Below are 18,030 nucleotides of genomic sequence, written 5' to 3'. Positions count from 1 at the left end.
GTTCTGGGGTCACCAGGTGACCCCAGAACTCCCACGTTCGGGCCGAACCCTCAGACGTTGAACCCCAGCGCGCGCAGCATCTCGCGGCCGTCGGGGGTGATCTTGTCCGGGCCCCACGGCGGCATCCAGACCCAGTTGATGTGCACGTCGTTGACCATTTCTTCCAGGGCCTGCGAGGTCTGGTCCTGGATGACGTCGGTCAGCGGGCACGCGGCCGAGGTCAGGGTCATGTCGAGCACCACGTTGGAGTGCTCCTCGACGTGGATCCCGTAGACCAGGCCGAGGTCGACGACGTTGATCCCGAGCTCGGGGTCGACGACGTCCTTCATGGCCTCCTCGACGTCCTCGATCTTCAGGCTCGCGCCCTCGACCGTGGACGAGCGCATGGTGTGCTCCTCCGGAGCCTCGTGACCATGGCCGTGGCCGTGACCCGAGTGGTCATGACCGGTGTGGTCGTGTGTGCTGTGGTCGGTCTCAGTCATCGTTTCTCCTCAGCGAGTGCACGCGCGTTTGCCTGTGCGGCGGCATCTTTCCAGGCCATCCACGACAGCAGAGCGCACTTGATCCGGGCGGGGAACCTGGCGACGCCCGCGAAGGCGATGCCGTCCTCCAGAATGTCCTCGTCGGGCTCGACGTTGCCCTTGCCCTGCATCAGGCGCAGGAACTCCTCGTGGATCACCATCGCCTCCTCGACCGGCTTGCCGACGACGAGGTCGTTGAGCACCGAGGCAGAGGCCTGCGAGATGGAGCATCCGAGGGCGTCGTACGAGATGTCCTCGACCTTGCCGCCTTCGATGTGCACTCGCAGGGTGATCTCGTCACCGCAGGTCGGGTTGACGTGGTGAACCTCCGCCTCGAAGGGGTCGCGAAGACCCTTCCCGTGCGGGTTCTTGTAGTGGTCCAGGATGATCTCCTGGTACATGCTCTCGAGGTTCGCGGCAGTCATCACTGGTCCAACCTGAAGAAGCTGCGTACGTATTCCAACCCCGTGACCAGCGCGTCGATCTCGGCGGGCGTGGTGTAGAGGTAGGACGACATCCGGTTGGAGGCCTGCACGCCGAACCGCTGGTGTGCGGGCTTGGCGCAGTGGTGCCCGGCACGGATCGCGACGCCCTTGGAGTCGAGGACCTGAGCCACGTCGTGCGGGTGCACGCCGTCGAGCTCGAAGGAGATCGCACCCCCGCGCCTGGCCGCGTCGGCCGGGCCGAGCACGGTCACACCGGGGACGGTGGCGAGACGCTCCAGGGCGTACGCCGTGATGGCCTGCTCGTGGGCGTGGACGTGCTCCATGCCGACGTGCATCAGGTATTCCAGCGCCGCCCCGAGACCCACGGCCTCGGCGATCGGCGGGGTGCCTGCCTCGAACTTGTGCGGGATCGGCGCGTAGGTGGACTTCTCCATCGACACCGTGGCGATCATCTCGCCACCACCGAGGAACGGCGGCAGTGCCTCGAGCGCGGCGCGCCGGCCCCACAGGACGCCGATGCCGGTCGGGCCGACGACCTTGTGTCCGGTGAAGACGAGGAAGTCGGGACGCTCCTCCTCGGCCATCGACGCCAGGTCGATCGGCAGCACCGGAGCGGCCTGGGCGGCGTCGATGACGACCAGCGCGCCGACCTCGTGGGCCTTCCGGGCGATCTCGGCGACCGGGTTGATGGTGCCGAGCATGTTGGAGACCCAGGTCAGCGTCACGATCTTGGTCGCCGGCGTGATCAGCTCGTCGATGTTGGAGAGGTCCAGCTCGCCGTCGTCGGTGAGCCCGAACCACTTCAACGACGCACCCGCACGCTGCGTGGCCAGCTGCCACGGAACGATGTTGGAGTGATGCTCCATCTCGGTGGTCACCACGACGTCACCCTCGGCCAGCGGCACGGTGTTGGCCACCAGGTTGAGCCCCTCGGAGGCGTTCTTGGTGAAGATCACCTCGTCGCGCTCGGGCGCGCCGAGGAAGCGCGCGACGGTGTCGCGCGCCCCCTCGAAGGCCTCGGTGGCCTCGGCGCCCAGGTGGTGCATCGCCCGAGCGATGTTGGCGTTGTGCCGCTCCAGGTGGTCGACGAGGGTGTCGATCACGATCTGCGGCTTCTGCGAGGTGTTGGCGCTGTCGAGGTAGACCAACGGGGTCTCGCCGCCGTCGAAGGTCCGCTCCAGGATCGGGAAGTCCTTGCGGACCAGATCCAGGTCGGGAAGAAGGCCTTCCATCATTCGTTTCCTTTCAACGGTGGCGTGAGAAGTGGTGCTGGGCGAGGCGGTGGAGCGAAGGCGGCCTTTGAGCGAAAGCGGGCCGTCGAGCGACGACAACGCCGCCCAGTGCCGCTTATCGCGCTACCGGGGTGTACTTCTCGTAGCCCTGGGCCTCGAGCTCCTCGGCGAGGTCGGGGCCGCCCGACTCCGCGATCCGGCCGGCCACGAAGACGTGCACGTGGTCAGGCTTGATGTAGCGCAGGATGCGGGTGTAGTGGGTGATCAGCAGGACCGACTTGCCCTCGCGGGCGCGGAAGTCGTTGATGCCGTCGGAGACCACCTTGAGCGCGTCGATGTCGAGGCCGGAGTCGATCTCGTCGAGCAGCGCGAAGGCCGGGTCGAGGATGTCGAGCTGGGCGATCTCGTGGCGCTTCTTCTCGCCACCGGAGAAGCCCTCGTTGACCGAGCGCTGCGAGAAGGTCGGGTCCAGGTGCATCTTGTTCATCGCACCGTTGACGTCCTTCACCCACGTACGCAGCTTGGGGGCCTCGCCGGTCAGCGCCGTCTTCGCGGTGCGCAGGAAGTTGGCCACGCTCACGCCGGGAACCTCGACGGGGTACTGCATCGCCAGGAACAGGCCTGCCTTGGCACGCTCGTCGACCGACATCTCCAGCACGTTCTCACCATCGAGGGTGACGGTGCCACCGGTGATGGTGTATTTCGGGTGGCCGGCGATCGAGTAGGCAAGGGTCGACTTGCCCGAGCCGTTGGGGCCCATGATCGCGTGGGTCTCGCCGGACTTGATGGTCAGCGTGACACCCTTGAGGATCTCCTTCGGGCCGTCCTCGGTCTCGACCGAGACCTGCAGGTCCTTGATCTCGAGCGTGCTCATACGTTGTCCTTCGTAATCAGAGTGTTGATGTTCTTTGCGAGCTCGGCCTCGACCGTCGTGGTCAGCTTCTCCTCGAGCTCCGGCACGCCGATCTGGCGGATGAGGTCGTTGAAGAAGCCGTGCACAACCAGGCGCTTGGCCTCGGTCTCGGAGATGCCGCGGCTGCGGAGGTAGAAGAGCTGCTCGTCGTCGAACCGGCCGATCGCCGACGCGTGGCCCGCGCCCTCGATCTCGCCGGTCTCGATCTCCAGGTTGGGCACGGAGTCGGCCCAGGCACCATCGGTGAGGATGAGGTTGCGGTTCTCCTCGTAGGTCTCGATGCCCTCGGCCTCCTTGCGGATCAGCACGTTGCCGATCCAGACCGCGTGAGCCTTGTCGCCCTGCAGCGCACCCTTGTAGACCACGTTGGACTTGGTCTTGGGCGCGGTGTGGTCGACGAAGAGACGGTGCTCGATGTGCTGGCCGGCGTCGGCGAAGTAGAGGCCGAGCGACTCCACGGAGCCACCGGGGCCGGAGTATTCAGCGCTGAAGTCGTGGCGCACCACGTCACCGCCGAAGCTCACCGAGACGTGCTTCAGGGTCGCGTCGCGACCCACGTTGGCGTGCTGGGTGGAGAGGTGGACGGCGTCGTCGGCCCAGTCCTGGACCGAGACGACGGTGAGGTCGGCACCGTCCTCCACGACGATCTCGATGTTGTCGGCGATCACTGCCGAGCCCTCGAAGACCAGCACGACGGTCGCCTTGGCGAACTTCTCCGCGACGATCACCGCGTGACCGGCGCCGGCGGTCTCCGAGCCGGTGCCGTGGTGACGGATCACGGTCGCACCGTCGATGACGGTGTCGGTCGGGATGCGCACCAGGGTCGCCCCGGTGCTCGCCTCCCAGGCCCGCGCCGAGACGCGGTCGGTCGGAACCAGGCCCGAGGTGCCGCGTACGGCATCGTCGGCCGCCACCGTCTCGACGGTCACGCCGTCGGCGGCCTCGACCTCGATCTTGGTCGCACCGTCGGCGAAGGGCGCCGAGTCGTGGATGCCCTTGATGCGCTTGAGCGGGGTGAACCGCCAGATCTCCTCGCGACCCTTCGGCACCTCATGGGCCGAGACGTCGAAAGAGCCTTCGGGGTGGAGGTGGGACTCGACACTCTTGTTACCGTCGAGCTCCAGGGCCTCCGCTACGGGTACAGCTGCGGTCATCAGCCGACCGCTCCTTCCATCTGCATTTCGATCAGGCGGTTGAGCTCGAGGGCGTACTCCATCGGGAGCTCCTTGGCGATCGGCTCTACGAAGCCGCGCACGATCATCGCCATCGCCTCGTCCTCGGCCAGGCCGCGAGACATCAGGTAGAACAGCTGGTCGGCGGAGACCTTCGAGACGGAGGCCTCGTGACCCATCGAGACGTCGTCCTCGCGGATGTCGACGTAGGGGTAGGTGTCCGAGCGCGAGATCTGGTCGACCAGCAGCGCGTCGCAGAGCACGTTGGACTTCGAGCCGTGGGCGCCCTCGTTGATCTGGACCAGGCCACGGTAGGACGTACGCCCACCACCGCGCGCCACCGACTTCGACAGGATCGAGCTCGATGTGTTCGGAGCGGCGTGCACCATCTTGGCGCCCGCGTCCTGGTGCTGGCCCTCGCCCGCGAAGGCGATGGAGAGGGTCTCGCCCTTGGAGTGCTCGCCCATCAGGTAGATGGCCGGGTACTTCATCGTCACCTTGGAGCCGATGTTGCCGTCGACCCACTCCATGGTCGCGCCCTCCTCGCAGGTGGCGCGCTTGGTGACCAGGTTGTAAACGTTGTTCGACCAGTTCTGGATCGTCGTGTAGCGAACGCGCGCGTTCTTCTTCACGATGATCTCGACGACCGCGGAGTGCAGCGAGTCGGACTGGTAGATCGGCGCCGTGCAGCCCTCGACGTAGTGAACGTAGGAGCCCTCGTCGGCGATGATCAGGGTGCGCTCGAACTGGCCCATGTTCTCGGTGTTGATCCGGAAGTAGGCCTGCAGCGGGATGTCGACGTGGACGCCCTTGGGCACGTAGATGAACGAGCCACCCGACCACACCGAGGTGTTGAGCGCGGCGAACTTGTTGTCGCCGACCGGGATCACCGTGCCGAAGTACTCCTGGAAGAGCTCCGGGTGCTCCTTGAGCGCGGTGTCGGTGTCGAGGAAGAGCACGCCCTGAGCCTCGAGGTCCTCGCGGATCGAGTGGTAGACGACCTCCGACTCGTACTGAGCGGCGACACCGGCGACGAGGCGCTGCTTCTCCGCCTCCGGGATGCCGAGCCTGTCGTAGGTGTTCTTGATGTCCTCGGGCAGGTCCTCCCAGGAGGTCGCCTGCTTCTCGGACGAACGCACGAAGTACTTGATGTTGTCGAAGTCGATGTCCGAGAGGTCCGAGCCCCAGGTGGGCATCGGCTTGCGGCCGAAGAGCTTGAGGCCCTTCAGGCGCAGGTCGAGCATCCACTGCGGCTCCGACTTCTTGCCGGAGATGTCGCGCACGATGGCGTCGTTCAGACCGCGCTGGGCCGCGGCACCGGCGGCGTCCGAGTCGGACCAGCCGAACTCGTACTTGCCGATGCCCTTCAGCTCGGGGTTGAGCTCCTCGATGGAGGTCATGTGGTGACCTGCTCCTTCTTCTTCGAAACTTCGCCGGACCCGGTGGTCGGGGCCACTTCGTTCAGACCCGTCGGGATGGCCCCGGAAGGACCGGGAGGGATGTGCGTCGTGCAGACACCGTCGCCGTGGGCGATGGTGGCCAAGCGTTGTACGTGTGTGCCGAGCAGCTTCGCGATGGCCTCTGTCTCCGCCTCGCAGAGCTCGGGGAACTCCTGGGCGACATGAGCGACCGGGCAGTGCTGCTGGCACAGCTGCTCACCGCCGTCCTGGCCGTTGATCAGCGGGAGCTCCTTGACGGAGGCCGCGTATCCGTTGGCCGTGAACACGTTCGCGAGCACCTGCGCGGGGCTGAGGTCCGTCTCGCTGGCGGCGAGACGGTCCAACCCCTGCTTGATGAACGCCGCGCGGCGCTCCGCGAATTCCCGCACGGCCTCCTCGCCGGCCACCTCGGAGAGGAACCGGAGCGCCTCGACCGCGAGGTCGTCGTACTTCTTCTCGAAGCCGTCCCGACCCTGGTCGGTGAGCGCGAAGAGCTTGGCCGGGCGGCCCCGCCCACGCCCGGACGCGGTGCGCGGCTCACGCTGCTCCACCGCCTCCTCCTCGGCGAGGGCATCGAGGTGGCGCCTGACCGCGGCCGGCGTGAGGTCGAGCCTCTTGGCCAGCGCCGCAGCGGTCTGCGGGCCGTCGACGAGCAGCGAGCGAGCGACCCGCTCGCGGGTGCTCTCCTCGCTGGTCTCTGCGCTGTGCCCGTTCCGGGGCAAAGTGCTCTCGTCGAATTTCACAACACCATTGTGACCTTATTCCCCAAGAGGATTCAACGAAGGTGACCCTTACTTGCTCGCCTCGGGTTCATCCATGTGATCCAGGTCACCGAGCGGGACCTCACGCGAGACGCGCGGGGAAGCCTCCGGTGGCGACCGGCCCCCACCGCTTCGGGGTGATCCGGAGGAGCGACTTGCCCTGGTCGACCATCGCCTGGCGGTACTCGTCCCAGTCGGAGTGCTCGCCGGAGATGTTGCGGAAGTAGGCCACGAACGCGTCGAGCGCCGACTCCCCGGCCGTCGCGTCGAGGACCTCTACGTCGCCGTCGACCTGGACCCAGGCGCCGTTCCACTCCTCGGAGAGGACCATCACGCTCACCTGCGGACGGATGCGGGCGTTGCGGGTCTTGGCCCGCTCCGGGTAGGTGGCGATCACGATCCGGCCGTCGTCGTCGACGCCGCCGGTGACCGGTGAGAGCTGCGGGCTCCCATCGGCGCGGCCGGTCACCAGGATCATCTGGTGGCGGGGACGTACGAACTCCAGGAGCCCCTCGAGATCAACGGTCGTGTTCGTCGCGATCGTGCGTGCCATGGCCCCCAGCCTGCCAGGCGAACCCGTCCGGGTCGGTGAAGGCCTCGCCGCCGCCACCCAGGACGATTCCGTACGCAGCGGCCGGGTCGAGCGCGACACCGGTCTCCTTCTCCAGGGCGTGCCGGGGGTAGATCGCAAGCTGGACGGCACCGGGAGCGGCCTCGAACTCGGCGTACTTGCCTCCGAAGCTCCGCTTCACCCCGAGTCCGCGCTCGGCGTAGAACCGCTTGCTCGCCTTGACGTCGGCGACGCCGAGGAGCAGGACGATGTCGTCGATCTCCCGGGTGGCGGGGCCGCGGTCCTTCTTCGCCGAGGTCGCGATCTTCCAGACCGAGCCGTCGGGGGCCGAGACGATACCGCCGTAGCCCCAGAAGGACTTCTCGACCGGCTTGAGGGAGGTGGCGCCGGCGGTGAGCGCCGAGTCGACGAGGCTGTCGACCGTCGAGGGCTGGCCGACGACCAGCGAGATCGTGAACGGGCGGCCGGTGCCGGTGCCCGGGCCCTGGCGTACGGAGATCTGGTCGGTGAGGCCGAAGGCCTTCTCGTAGAACGCCCGGGCGTCCGTGGGGTCTGTCACGTCGAGGGTGATGGTCTGAAGAGTGAACATGTCTTGACCCTAGGAACCCTGAGCGGGCGAGGCTTCTCGATTCCTGACCGTCTTGGCCTGTTGATCTCCTGAGCAGAACTTGTGTCTCAGGTACCGCGTCATGGCACCGGGGGCGTCACGTCTCATCCCCGCGTTGGCCGTCCTTCGGTGGGAGTTGGGCGGCCAACGTCCTTACAGACACCTAAGAATCCTGAGGCCCACGGCCACGCGATTGGGCCGGTGGCGTACGCCTTCTTAGACTGCACGGGTGCACTCCCCCGCTGTCGAGGTCCGCGACCTGCGAATGACCTACGGCGACAAGCAGGCCGTCGACGGACTCACGCTGAGCGTCGCGGAGGGCTCGATCACGGCCGTCCTCGGGCCGAACGGCGCCGGGAAGACGACCACCCTGGAGACGTGCGAGGGCTATCGCAAGCCCCAGCAGGGCACCGTGCGCGTGCTCGGGCTCGACCCGATCGCCGACCGCAAGCAGCTGCTCCCCCGGATCGGTGTGATGCTGCAGGGGCAAGGCGCCTGGAGCGGCGTACGCGCCATGGAGATGCTCCGTCACATCTCGCGGCTGCACGCGCATCCGCTGGACATCGACTACCTGGCCGAGCGGCTGGGGCTGGGTGAGTGCGGTCGCACCCCCTACCGGAGGCTCTCGGGCGGACAGCAGCAGCGGCTCGGTCTGGCGATGGCCCTGGTCGGACGGCCGGACCTGGTGTTCGTCGACGAGCCGACCGCGGGGATGGACCCGCAGGGCCGGCGTACGACCTGGGAGCTGCTGCGCGAGCTCCGCGCAGACGGGGTGACGGTGGTGCTGACCACCCACTACCTGGAGGAGGCCGAGGAGCTGGCCGACCAGGTCCACATCATCGACCGCGGCCGGATGATCGCCTCGGGTACGCCGCTGGAGCTGACCCGCGGGCCGGGAACCGGGATGAGCGCCACCGCCACGATCAGGCTGGTCGTGACCAAGCCGTTCCCGCCCGGTGCGCGCGAGTCCCTGCGCAAGGCGCTCGGCGAGGACACCGAGGTCACGCTCCTCGACGAGCGCTCGATGCGGGTCGCCGGCAAGGCCGACCCGACCACGCTCGCCAAGGTCTCGCGCTGGTGCGAGGAGAACGACGTCCTCCCGGAGTCGCTGACCCTGGGCCGCAGGAGCCTCGAGGACGTCTTCCTCGACCTCACCGGAGGGCTCCATCTCACCGAGGGGGTCGAACATGTCTGAGGTCGCCACGGGGACCTTCACCCCCAGGCCCGGCGGCGCGCCGCTCCCCCGTCAGGTCGTCGCCCAGGCGCTGATGGAAGCCAAGCTGATGCTCCGCAACGGCGAGCAGCTGCTCCTGGCGGTCGTGATCCCGGTGATGGTGCTGATCGGCGGTGTCACCGCGGGCAACGCGATCGACCTCCATCTCGGCACCGACCGGCGACTGGTCGACATCCTCACCCCGGGCGTCCTGGCCCTGGCGATCATGTCGACCTCCTTCACGAGCCTCGCGATCGCCACCGGGTTCGAGCGGCGCTACGGCGTGATCAAGCGCCTGGGTGCCTCGCCGCTGCCCCGCACCGGCCTGCTCGCCGGCAAGGTGCTCGCGCTGGGCTGCGTACAGCTCGTCCAGCTCTTCGTCATCGGCGGCGTCGGTCAGATCCTCGGCTGGACGCCCGCCGCGGGCGTCGGCACCGTGATCGCCTTCTTCCTGGCCATCGCGACCGGCACGCTGGCCTTCGCCGCCCTCGGTCTCTTCGTCGCCGGGGTGCTGCGTGCCGAGGCCACCTTGGCCGCGGCCAACCTCATCTACCTGCTCCTCCTCGCCGGCGGTGCCGTGGTGCTGCCGCTGACGGCCTACGGCGCCTACGGTGACGTCGCCCGATGGCTGCCCTCCGGCGCGCTGGGAGAGGCAGTACGCACCGCCTTCCTCGACGGCGTCCCCGCCTGGCGAGACCTCGGCGTCCTCATGATCTGGGCCGTCCTCGGCTCGACCCTCACAGCTAGGACCTTCAAGTGGGAATGACGACCACCGAACCCACGACCCGCCCTGCCCCCTCGGCCAAGGACAAGGTCCTCGCCTGGCTCCGGGACCACCTGTTCGGGCTGGCGGTCGCCAACCTGGTCGCCAACATCGGGATCGTGGTGACCGGCGGTGTCGTACGTCTGACCGGCTCCGGGCTCGGCTGCCCCACCTGGCCCAAGTGCACCGAGGAGTCCTACGTGGCTCATGAGGCGCTCGGCATCAACGGTGTCATCGAGTTCGGCAACCGCCTGCTGACCTATGTCCTGGCCGCGATCGCCATCGCGGTCGTCGTCGCGGTCTGGAACCGCCCAGGAGTCGTACGCCGCCTGGCGGTCGTGATCGCCGCCGGCATCCCGTTCCAGGGCGTGATCGGCGGGATCACGGTGCTCACCGACCTCAACCCGTACGTCGTCGCCCTCCACCTGCTGCTCTCGATGGCGATGGTCGGCCTGTGCGTCTGGCTCCTCGACGAGATCCGCTCGCCTGTGCGCGAGGCCGCGCCGCGCAACGTGCGCATCGCCTCGGTGGTCACCCTCGTGGTCGGCTGGGTCACCCTCTGGCTGGGCACCGTCGTGACCGGCTCCGGCCCCCACTCCGGCGACCTCGAGTCCCGCCGCACCGGCCTCGACCCGGCGCTGATGTCCCACATCCACGCCTACGCCGTCTACGCGCTCGTCGCCGCGACCCTGGTCGCGCTGTGGCTCGGCCGCAAGAACGCGTACGTCCGGAGCGTGACCATCACCCTGCTGGTCGTCGAGCTCGCCCAGGGACTGATCGGCTGGGTCCAGTACCTCACCGACCTCCCCGTCCTCCTCGTCGGCTTCCACATGCTCGGCGCCGCGCTCATCTCCGCCGGCCTCGCTCGTGTCGTGGCCTCCACCCGCGCCCACTCCGCCTGAGCCGGCTCCCCGTCGAGACGACGTCTCGGCGCGGCCGGGTCAGAGTCGCAGCGCTTGTCGGCCGGCGGCGACCAGCCCGACGAAGATGATCACTGACTCGGGACCACCGTCGTTCCAGCTCGACTCCTGATCCGAGTACGCGCCGATCCAGTCGCCCGACAGCAGCAACGCCCAGACGCCCACGACGAACGCGCCGACCCACAAGAGGATCACCAGCAGCACCGACTCCAGCCCACGGTCCGCGGCGGGCCGCTCACCATCTGGTCGCCAACCGACCAGCGCGAGCACGACGAGCAGAGCGCCCGCCACGACCGGAACCCATTGGTAGAACGGCTCGGCGCGCTCGGCCGTCTCGGGCACGAGGCGGAAGCTGAACCCCGCCGCAACCACCATCGCGCCGGTGAACCCGGCGCAGATCCGCGCAACCGCGGGAGTGCGCAGCAGCACCAGCGTGAGGGCTCCACCCGGCAGACACGTAGCCGCCAGCATGGGTGCAAGACCCCGCAACTCCGCGGGGAACGGACGGCGCGAGTCACCCGAGGCGGCCTCGCCGCCCACCGAGAGTGCGATCAGCAACCAGATCAGGCCGACCGCGACGGCGAACCACGCCAGCACCTCCACCGCGATGCGGACGGCCCGGGACCACACCGTCTGGCGCCTTCGAGGTCAGCGCAGCAGCGGGTCGACCGCGAGGGCGACGAAGAGCAGGCTCAGGTAGAGGTTGCTCGAGTGGAAGAGCTGCATCGGGCGGATCTTGGTGAGGTTCTCGGTGCCCTTGGCGCGCGCGTGCAGCTGGTGGGCCTGGACGAGGAAGACCGCGCCCAGGAGGACGGAGGCGACCGGGTAGAGCCAGCCCGTCGAGGCGAGCGGCCACATCAGCAGCGACGTCGCGACCATCACCCAGGAGTAGATGACGATCTGGCCGCCGACGTGCCGGGCGGACTTGACCACGGGCAGCATCGGCACGTCGACCTGCGCGTAGTCCTCGCGGTAGCGAAGCGCCAGCGCCCAGGTGTGCGGCGGCGTCCAGAAGAAGACGACCATGAACAGGATCAGCGGCTCCCAGGAGACCTGGTTGGTGACCGCGGTCCAGCCGATCAGGGTCGGGAAGCAGCCGGCGATGCCGCCCCAGACGATGTTCTGCGTCGTACGCCGCTTGAGCAGCATCGTGTAGACGAAGACGTAGAACGCGTTGGCGGCCAGCGAGAGTCCGGCGGAGAGCCAGTTGACGAAGAGACCGAGCACCACGACCGACAGGACGGCGAGCACCGACCCGAAGACGAGGGCCGCGCGCGGGGTGACCACGTGCCGCGGCAGGGCACGTCGCCGCGTACGCCTCATCTGCTCGTCGATGTCGCGGTCGTAGACGCAGTTGAAGACCGAGGCCGAGCCGGCCGAGAAGATCCCACCGACGACGGTCGCCGCGACCAGGCCGACGCTCGGCACACCCTGCGCGGCGAAGAACATCACCGGCACCGTGGTCAGCAGCAGCAGCTCGATCACCCGAGGCTTCGTCAACGAGACATAAGCCGAGATGACGTCGCGCATTGACGCGCGGTCGCTACGCTGGTCGAGTTCCGGGACCGGCTGTCCGACGTGCGTCACTGAGAAAGATCCTTCTCGATCGGGGAGAGCGTCACATGCGACTCGAACACGCAGTTCACAGCATGCGGCTCGCAGTCTAACCCCGTGCGTGAGTAGGCTCGGATTCGGCAGCCCCCACGGCCGGCCCTGGAACTCTTCCAAGTGACTCTACGCATTGAAAAGGCACCTCGTGAGCACCCAATCTGTACTCGAGTGGACCGATCTAGACCGCAAGGCCGTGGACACCGTCCGCGTTCTCGCCATGGACTCCGTGCAGAAGGTCGGCAACGGCCATCCTGGCACCGCGATGAGCCTGGCGCCCGCGGCGTACCTCCTCTTCCAGAAGGTGATGCGGCACAACCCCGCCGACACCGACTGGCTCGCCCGAGACCGCTTCGTGCTCTCGGTCGGTCACTCCTCGATCACCCACTACATCCAGCTCTACCTCGGCGGCTTCGGTCTCGAGATCGGCGACCTCGAGGCCCTGCGCCAGTGGGACTCGCTGACCCCGGGCCACCCCGAGCGCGGCCACACCAAGGGCATCGAGGTGACCACCGGCCCGCTCGGCCAGGGTGTCGCCAACGCGGTCGGCATCGCGATGGCGCAGCGCAGGCTGCGCGGTCTGCTCGACCCCGAGACCCCGGCCGACAAGCCGAGCCCGTTCGACCACAAGACGTACGTCCTGGCCAGCGACGGCGACCTGCAGGAGGGCGTCAGCAGCGAAGCGAGCTCGATCGCCGGCACCCAGAAGCTCGGCAACCTCACGATGATCTACGACGCCAACCGGATCTCGATCGAGGGCGACACCAACGTCGCCTTCACCGAGGACGTCGGCGCCCGCTACGAGGCGTACGGCTGGCACGTCCAGGAGGTCGACTGGACCAACGGCGGCTCCGGCTACAAGGAGGACGTGCCCGAGCTGTTCGAGGCGATCAACGCGGCCACCGAGGTCACCGACAAGCCGTCCCTGATCGTGCTGCGCACCGTCATCGCCTGGCCCGCACCCAACGCCCAGAACACCGGCGCCGCCCACGGCTCGGCTCTCGGCGAGGAGGAGGTCGCCGCGACCAAGGAGGTGCTGGGCTTCGACCCGGCCAAGACCTTCGACGTCGACCCCGAGGTGCTGGCGCACACCCGCGAGCTCATCGAGCGCGGGGAGGAGGCCGAGAAGGCCTGGCGCGCCGAGGAGGCGGCCTGGGCCAAGGCCAACCCGGAGGGCGCGGAGCTGCTCGAGCGGCTCCAGGCCGGCGAGCTTCCCGAGGGCATCGCCGACGCCCTCCCGGTCTTCGAGGCCGACGCGAAGGGCATCGCCACCCGCGCCGCCTCCGGCAAGGTGATCAACGCCCTCGCACCGGTGCTTCCCGAGCTCTGGGGCGGCTCGGCCGACCTCGCCGGATCCAACAACACCACCATCTCCGACGCGCCGAGCTTCATCCCGGAGGAGCGCTCCACCGGTGAGTGGAAGGGCGACCCCTACGCGGGTCGCGTGCTCCACTTCGGCATCCGCGAGCACGGCATGGGCGCGATCCTCAACGGCATCGTGGCCCACTCCCCGACCAGGGTCTTCGGTGGCACGTTCTTCCAGTTCTCCGACTACATGCGAGGTGCCGTACGTGTCGGGGCACTGTCCAAGCTGCCCGTGATCCACGTCTGGACCCACGACTCCGTCGGGCTCGGCGAGGACGGCCCCACCCACCAGCCGGTCGAGCACCTCGCGGCCGTGCGCGCGATGCCGGGTCTCGACGTGATCCGTCCCGCCGACGCCAACGAGACCGCCGCCGCGTGGCTCCAGGTGCTCAAGCACCACGACCGCCCCTCGGCGCTCATCCTGACGCGCCAGGCGCTGCCGACCTTCCCGCGTGGGAAGGACGGCTACTCGGACACGAGCGGCGTGGCCAAGGGCGGCTATGTGCTCCTCGACTCCCCCACCGACAAGGTCGACGTCGTGCTGCTCGGCACGGGCTCCGAGGTGCAGTACGCCGTGGCCGCCCGCGAGGCGCTGGCCGAGGAGGGCATCGGCGCCCGTGTCGTCTCGCTGCCCTGCCTGGAGTGGTTCGACGCCCAGGACCAGGACTACCGCGACTCGGTGATCCCGCCCGCGGTCAAGGCGCGGGTCAGCGTCGAGGCGGGCGTGAAGCAGGGCTGGCGGGAGTACGTCGGCGATGCCGGCCGGATCGTCTCGCTCGACCACTTCGGCGCCTCGGCGTCCGGCTCGCTGCTGTTCAAGGAGTACGGCTTCACCCCCGAGGCGGTCATCACGGCCGCCAAGGAGAGCCTCGCGGCCAGCAACGGCTGAGGCCCAACCACCCAATCTTCGAAGGGAATCAGATATGTCTGATCGTCTCAAGGCGCTGGCCGAGGCCGGCGTGTCCATCTGGCTCGACGACCTCTCCCGGGAGCGGATCGAGACCGGCAACCTCGCCGCCCTGGTCAAGGAGAAGTCCGTCGTCGGGGTGACCACCAACCCGACGATCTTCGCCGCGGCGATCGCCAACGGTGAGCGCTATGACGAGCAGCTCCGCGCGCTGGTGGCCGAGGGCAAGAACGTAGACGAGGTGATCTTCGGCCTGACCACCGAGGACGTACGCAACGCCTGCGACATCCTCGCGCCGGTCGCCGACGCGACCAAGGACGACGGCCGGGTCTCGATCGAGGTCGAGCCGACCCTGGCCAACGACACCGAGGCGACCGTCGCCTCCGCGAAGGCGCTGTGGGCGGCGGTCGACCGCCCCAACGTGCTGATCAAGATCCCCGCCACCCTGGAGGGGCTCCCGGCGATCACCGCCGCGATCGCGGAGGGCATCTCGGTCAACGTGACCCTGATCTTCTCCGTCGAGCGCTACCAGGCGGTCATGGACGCCTACCTGACCGGTCTGGAGCAGGCCAAGGCGGCCGGCAAGGACCTCTCCACGATCCGCAGCGTCGCCTCGTTCTTCGTCTCCCGCGTGGACAGCGAGATCGACAAGCGGCTCGAGGCGATCGGTACCCCCGAGGCCAGCGCCCTGCTCGGCAAGGCTGCCGTGGCCAACGCCATCGCTGCGTACGCCGCCTTCGAGGAGGTCCACAAGAGCGAGCGCTGGGCAGCGCTCGCCGCTGAGGGTGCCAACGACCAGCGGCCGCTGTGGGCCTCGACCGGCGTGAAGAACCCGGCCTACCCGGACACCCTCTACGTCACCGACCTGGTGGTCTCCGACACGGTCAACACCATGCCGGAGAAGACGATGGACGCCTTCGCCGACCACGGCGAGGTCAAGGGCGACGTGGTGACCGGCAAGGGCGCCGACGCGGCGGTCGTCTTCGAGTCGCTGAGCTCGGTCGGGGTCGACCTCGCCGACGTCTTCCTGGTGCTGGAGACCGAGGGCGTGGACAAGTTCAAGGCGTCCTGGACCGAGCTCGTCGACACCGTGGTCGCCCAGATCGAGGCGGTCAAGCAGTGACCCGAGGCCCGGTCGACGCCACCACCACGGACGCCTGGAAGCGGCTCACCGAGCTCAGGACCGGCTTCGAGCCCGATCTGCGCTCGTGGTTCGCCGACGATCCCGGCCGGGCCTCACGCTTCACCTACGGAGCGGCCGACCTGCACGTCGACCTCTCCAAGGGTCTCATCACCGATGACCTCATGGCCGGCCTGCTCTCGCTCGCCGAGCAGGTCGGTCTCGAGGCCCGGCGCGACGCGATGCTCGCCGGTGAGCACATCAACGTCACCGAGGACCGTGCGGTGCTCCACACCGCCCTGCGTCTTCCCGCGGACGCGTCGCTGACCGTCGACGGCGAAGACATCGTCCCGGCGGTCCACGAGACCCTCGCCAAGATGTACGCCTTCGCCGACCGGGTCCGGTCCGGAGAGTGGCAGGGCGTGACCGGCGAGCGGATCCGGACGGTCGTCAACATCGGCATCGGTGGCTCCGACCTGGGTCCGGTGATGGCGTACGAAGCGCTGGAGCCGTTCCATCATCCCGAGATCGAGTGCCGGTTCATCTCCAACATCGATCCGACCGACGCCGGCCAGAAGCTCAAGGGGCTCGACCCCGCGACCACCCTGTTCATCGTCTCCTCGAAGACCTTCTCGACGCTGGAGACCCTGACCAACGCCCGGCTCGCCCGCGCCTGGCTGCTCGACGCGCTCGGCCCCGACGTCGACTCCGCCGAGGCCGTGAAGAAGCACTTCGTCGCGGTCTCCACGGCGCTGGACAAGGTCGAGGCCTTCGGGATCGACCCGGAGAACGCCTTCGGCTTCTGGGACTGGGTCGGCGGTCGCTACTCGGTCGACTCCGCGATCGGCACCTCGCTGGCCATCGCCGTCGGGCCCGAGGGGTTCGCGGAGTTCCTCGGTGGCTTCCACGCGATCGACGAGCACTTCCGCACGGCCCCGCTCGCCGAGAACGTACCGGCGTTGATGGGCCTCCTGAACGTCTGGTACGTCAACTTCCTCGACGCCCAGACCCACGCGGTGCTGCCCTACTCGCAGCTGCTGCACCGGTTCCCCGCCTACCTTCAGCAGCTCACCATGGAGTCCAACGGCAAGTCGGTGCGCTGGGACGGCACCGCGGTCACGACCGACACCGGTGAGGTGTTCTGGGGCGAGCCCGGCACCAACGGACAGCATGCCTTCTACCAGCTGATCCACCAGGGCACCCGGGTCATCCCGGCCGACTTCATCGCCTTCGCCAACCCGGCCTATCCGCTCAAGGACGCCGACAGCGGACAGGGCGACGTCGACGTGCACGAGCTGTTCCTGGCCAACTTCTTCGCCCAGACCCAGGCCCTGGCGTTCGGCAAGAACGACGAGCAGGTGCGTGCCGAGGGCACCGCTGCGAACATCGTCAACGCACGTGTCTTCTCCGGCAACCGGCCGACCACCTCGATCATGGCGCCGTCCCTGACCCCAGGCGTGCTAGGTCAGCTGATCGCGCTCTACGAGCACATCACCTTCACCCAGGGCGTGGTGTGGGGCATCGACTCCTTCGACCAGTGGGGCGTCGAGCTCGGCAAGCAGCTCGCCCTGCAGATCAGCCCCGCCGTCTCCGGCGACGCGAGCACCGCCCGCCAGCAGGACACCTCCACCCAGTCCCTCATCGCCTACTACAGAGAGAAGCGCACGTGACGACCAGCGACGGTCATCCCGAGTCACTCATCGAGGTCCACGACACCGCCGAGGCACTGGCCGGCGCGGTGGCCGGGGAGTTCCTCAGCCGCCTCGCAGACCTGCAGGCCGCCGGCGACGTACCCACCATCGGTCTCACCGGCGGCACCATCGCCGAGGCGATCCACCGCGAGATCGCGCGGCTGGCACCCGAGTCGGGCGTGGACTGGGGCGCGGTCGACTTCTTCTTCGGCGACGAGCGTTATGTCCCCTCCGACTCCGCCGATCGCAACGCGGGTCAGGCGCGCGCCGCGTTCCTGACCCCGGTCGGCGTCCCGGACCACCGCATCCACGAGATGCCCTCCTCCGACTCCGGCCTGAGCGTCGACGACGCCGCGGCTCAGTTCTCCGATGAGGTACGAAGCCACGGCTCGGGCGGCTTCGACATCCTCATGCTCGGTGTCGGCCCCGATGGCCACATCGCCTCGCTCTTCCCCGGCCATCCGCAGCTCGAGGCGAAGGACGCGATCGCCGTCGGAGTCACCGACTCCCCCAAGCCGCCGCCCGAGCGCATCACCTTCACCTTCGAGGCCCTGCGACGGGCAACGACCGTCTGGTTCCTGGTCAGCGGCGAGGGCAAGGCCGACGCGGTGGCGAAGGCTCACGCCGGGGCTCAGGTCTCCGAGATCCCCGCCACCGGCGTCACCGGCACGGCAGAGACGACCTGGTTCCTGGACCGCGGCGCGGCCTCCAAGCTCTGATCCGGGCGTCGTCCCGCATCAAGCAACAGAATTACCTGTTGTGCAAAGTTCACGTAAAGACT

At 68.4% G+C, this 18,030-nt stretch carries 18 protein-coding genes; 7 read left to right on the top strand and 11 right to left on the bottom strand.

From position 1 onward, the window contains the following. Positions 1-50 precede the first annotated feature (50 nt). The 9 genes from ACRDPS_RS04390 to ACRDPS_RS04350 form a co-directional block, all read right to left on the bottom strand. On the bottom strand, positions 51-386 hold the full coding sequence (locus ACRDPS_RS04390) for a metal-sulfur cluster assembly factor (RefSeq protein WP_431500405.1): 336 nt from the start codon (positions 384-386) through the stop codon (positions 51-53). Positions 387-478: 92 nt separating this feature from the next. Further along, a complete protein-coding gene (gene sufU, locus ACRDPS_RS04385) occupies positions 479-946 on the bottom strand; it encodes a Fe-S cluster assembly sulfur transfer protein SufU (protein ID WP_431500404.1) in 468 nt (155 codons plus the stop codon). Then, complete coding sequence (locus tag ACRDPS_RS04380) at positions 946-2,199, bottom strand: cysteine desulfurase (RefSeq protein ID WP_431500403.1); 1,254 nt, start codon at positions 2,197-2,199, stop codon at positions 946-948. Before ACRDPS_RS04380 ends, sufU begins: the two co-directional genes overlap by 1 nt. A 115-nt stretch (positions 2,200-2,314) precedes the next feature. Next, positions 2,315-3,073 carry a Fe-S cluster assembly ATPase SufC gene (sufC, locus tag ACRDPS_RS04375; protein WP_431500402.1) on the bottom strand — a complete coding sequence of 253 codons (759 nt, stop codon included), beginning with the start codon at positions 3,071-3,073 and terminating at the stop codon, positions 2,315-2,317. Next, positions 3,070-4,266: a Fe-S cluster assembly protein SufD gene (sufD, locus tag ACRDPS_RS04370; protein ID WP_431500401.1), complete on the bottom strand. Its 1,197-nt coding sequence runs from the start codon at positions 4,264-4,266 to the stop codon at positions 3,070-3,072. Before sufD ends, sufC begins: the two co-directional genes overlap by 4 nt. After that, positions 4,266-5,684: a Fe-S cluster assembly protein SufB gene (gene sufB, locus ACRDPS_RS04365; protein ID WP_431500400.1), complete on the bottom strand. Its 1,419-nt coding sequence runs from the start codon at positions 5,682-5,684 to the stop codon at positions 4,266-4,268. The genes sufD and sufB overlap by 1 nt, the downstream gene beginning before the upstream one ends. Beyond that, a complete protein-coding gene (locus ACRDPS_RS04360; protein ID WP_431500399.1) occupies positions 5,681-6,466 on the bottom strand; it encodes a helix-turn-helix transcriptional regulator in 786 nt (261 codons plus the stop codon). The genes sufB and ACRDPS_RS04360 overlap by 4 nt, the downstream gene beginning before the upstream one ends. A 100-nt stretch (positions 6,467-6,566) precedes the next feature. Further along, on the bottom strand, positions 6,567-7,037 hold the full coding sequence (locus tag ACRDPS_RS04355) for a PPOX class F420-dependent oxidoreductase (protein ID WP_431500398.1): 471 nt from the start codon (positions 7,035-7,037) through the stop codon (positions 6,567-6,569). Further along, on the bottom strand, positions 7,003-7,644 hold the full coding sequence (locus ACRDPS_RS04350) for a glyoxalase (protein ID WP_431500397.1): 642 nt from the start codon (positions 7,642-7,644) through the stop codon (positions 7,003-7,005). Before ACRDPS_RS04350 ends, ACRDPS_RS04355 begins: the two co-directional genes overlap by 35 nt. Positions 7,645-7,891: 247 nt before the next feature. On the opposite strand from ACRDPS_RS04350, the gene ACRDPS_RS04345 reads away from it, so the two are divergent. From ACRDPS_RS04345 to ACRDPS_RS04335, 3 genes are read left to right on the top strand one after another with little or no spacing between them, the layout of a single operon-like run. Beyond that, the gene (locus ACRDPS_RS04345; protein ID WP_431500396.1) at positions 7,892-8,857 is read left to right on the top strand and encodes an ABC transporter ATP-binding protein; all 966 of its coding nucleotides are present in this window, start codon (positions 7,892-7,894) and stop codon (positions 8,855-8,857) included. Beyond that, on the top strand, positions 8,850-9,641 hold the full coding sequence (locus ACRDPS_RS04340; protein ID WP_431500395.1) for an ABC transporter permease: 792 nt from the start codon (positions 8,850-8,852) through the stop codon (positions 9,639-9,641). Before ACRDPS_RS04345 ends, ACRDPS_RS04340 begins: the two co-directional genes overlap by 8 nt. Continuing rightward, positions 9,638-10,540 carry a COX15/CtaA family protein gene (locus ACRDPS_RS04335; protein WP_431500394.1) on the top strand — a complete coding sequence of 301 codons (903 nt, stop codon included), beginning with the start codon at positions 9,638-9,640 and terminating at the stop codon, positions 10,538-10,540. The genes ACRDPS_RS04340 and ACRDPS_RS04335 overlap by 4 nt, the downstream gene beginning before the upstream one ends. Positions 10,541-10,579: 39 nt before the next feature. Here ACRDPS_RS04335 and ACRDPS_RS04330 read toward each other — a convergent pair whose 3' ends face one another. Further along, positions 10,580-11,188: a hypothetical protein gene (locus ACRDPS_RS04330; RefSeq protein WP_431500393.1), complete on the bottom strand. Its 609-nt coding sequence runs from the start codon at positions 11,186-11,188 to the stop codon at positions 10,580-10,582. 18 nt (positions 11,189-11,206) lie between these two features. Continuing rightward, positions 11,207-12,145 (bottom strand): heme o synthase, encoded by a 939-nt coding sequence (locus ACRDPS_RS04325; RefSeq protein WP_431500392.1) that lies wholly within the window; start codon positions 12,143-12,145, stop codon positions 11,207-11,209. A gap of 169 nt (positions 12,146-12,314) precedes the next feature. Between ACRDPS_RS04325 and tkt the strand changes: the two genes are divergently transcribed. Genes tkt through pgl form a run of 4 tightly spaced genes read left to right on the top strand, consistent with a single transcriptional unit; the run spans position 12,315 to position 17,968 of the window. Beyond that, a complete protein-coding gene (gene tkt, locus ACRDPS_RS04320; protein ID WP_431500391.1) occupies positions 12,315-14,420 on the top strand; it encodes a transketolase in 2,106 nt (701 codons plus the stop codon). Between the two features lie 34 nt (positions 14,421-14,454). Then, entirely contained in the window at positions 14,455-15,561 is a 1,107-nt protein-coding gene (gene tal / locus ACRDPS_RS04315; protein ID WP_431500390.1) for a transaldolase, read from the top strand. Further along, the gene (pgi, locus tag ACRDPS_RS04310) at positions 15,558-17,228 is read left to right on the top strand and encodes a glucose-6-phosphate isomerase (RefSeq protein WP_431500389.1); all 1,671 of its coding nucleotides are present in this window, start codon (positions 15,558-15,560) and stop codon (positions 17,226-17,228) included. The genes tal and pgi overlap by 4 nt, the downstream gene beginning before the upstream one ends. Further along, entirely contained in the window at positions 17,225-17,968 is a 744-nt protein-coding gene (pgl, locus tag ACRDPS_RS04305; RefSeq protein ID WP_431500388.1) for a 6-phosphogluconolactonase, read from the top strand. The genes pgi and pgl overlap by 4 nt, the downstream gene beginning before the upstream one ends. Positions 17,969-18,030: the final 62 nt, after the last annotated feature.

Source organism: Nocardioides sp., from assembly GCF_050699375.1.
GTDB lineage: Bacteria > Actinomycetota > Actinomycetes > Propionibacteriales > Nocardioidaceae > Nocardioides.
This window is presented reverse-complemented; position numbering and strand designations above follow the sequence as displayed.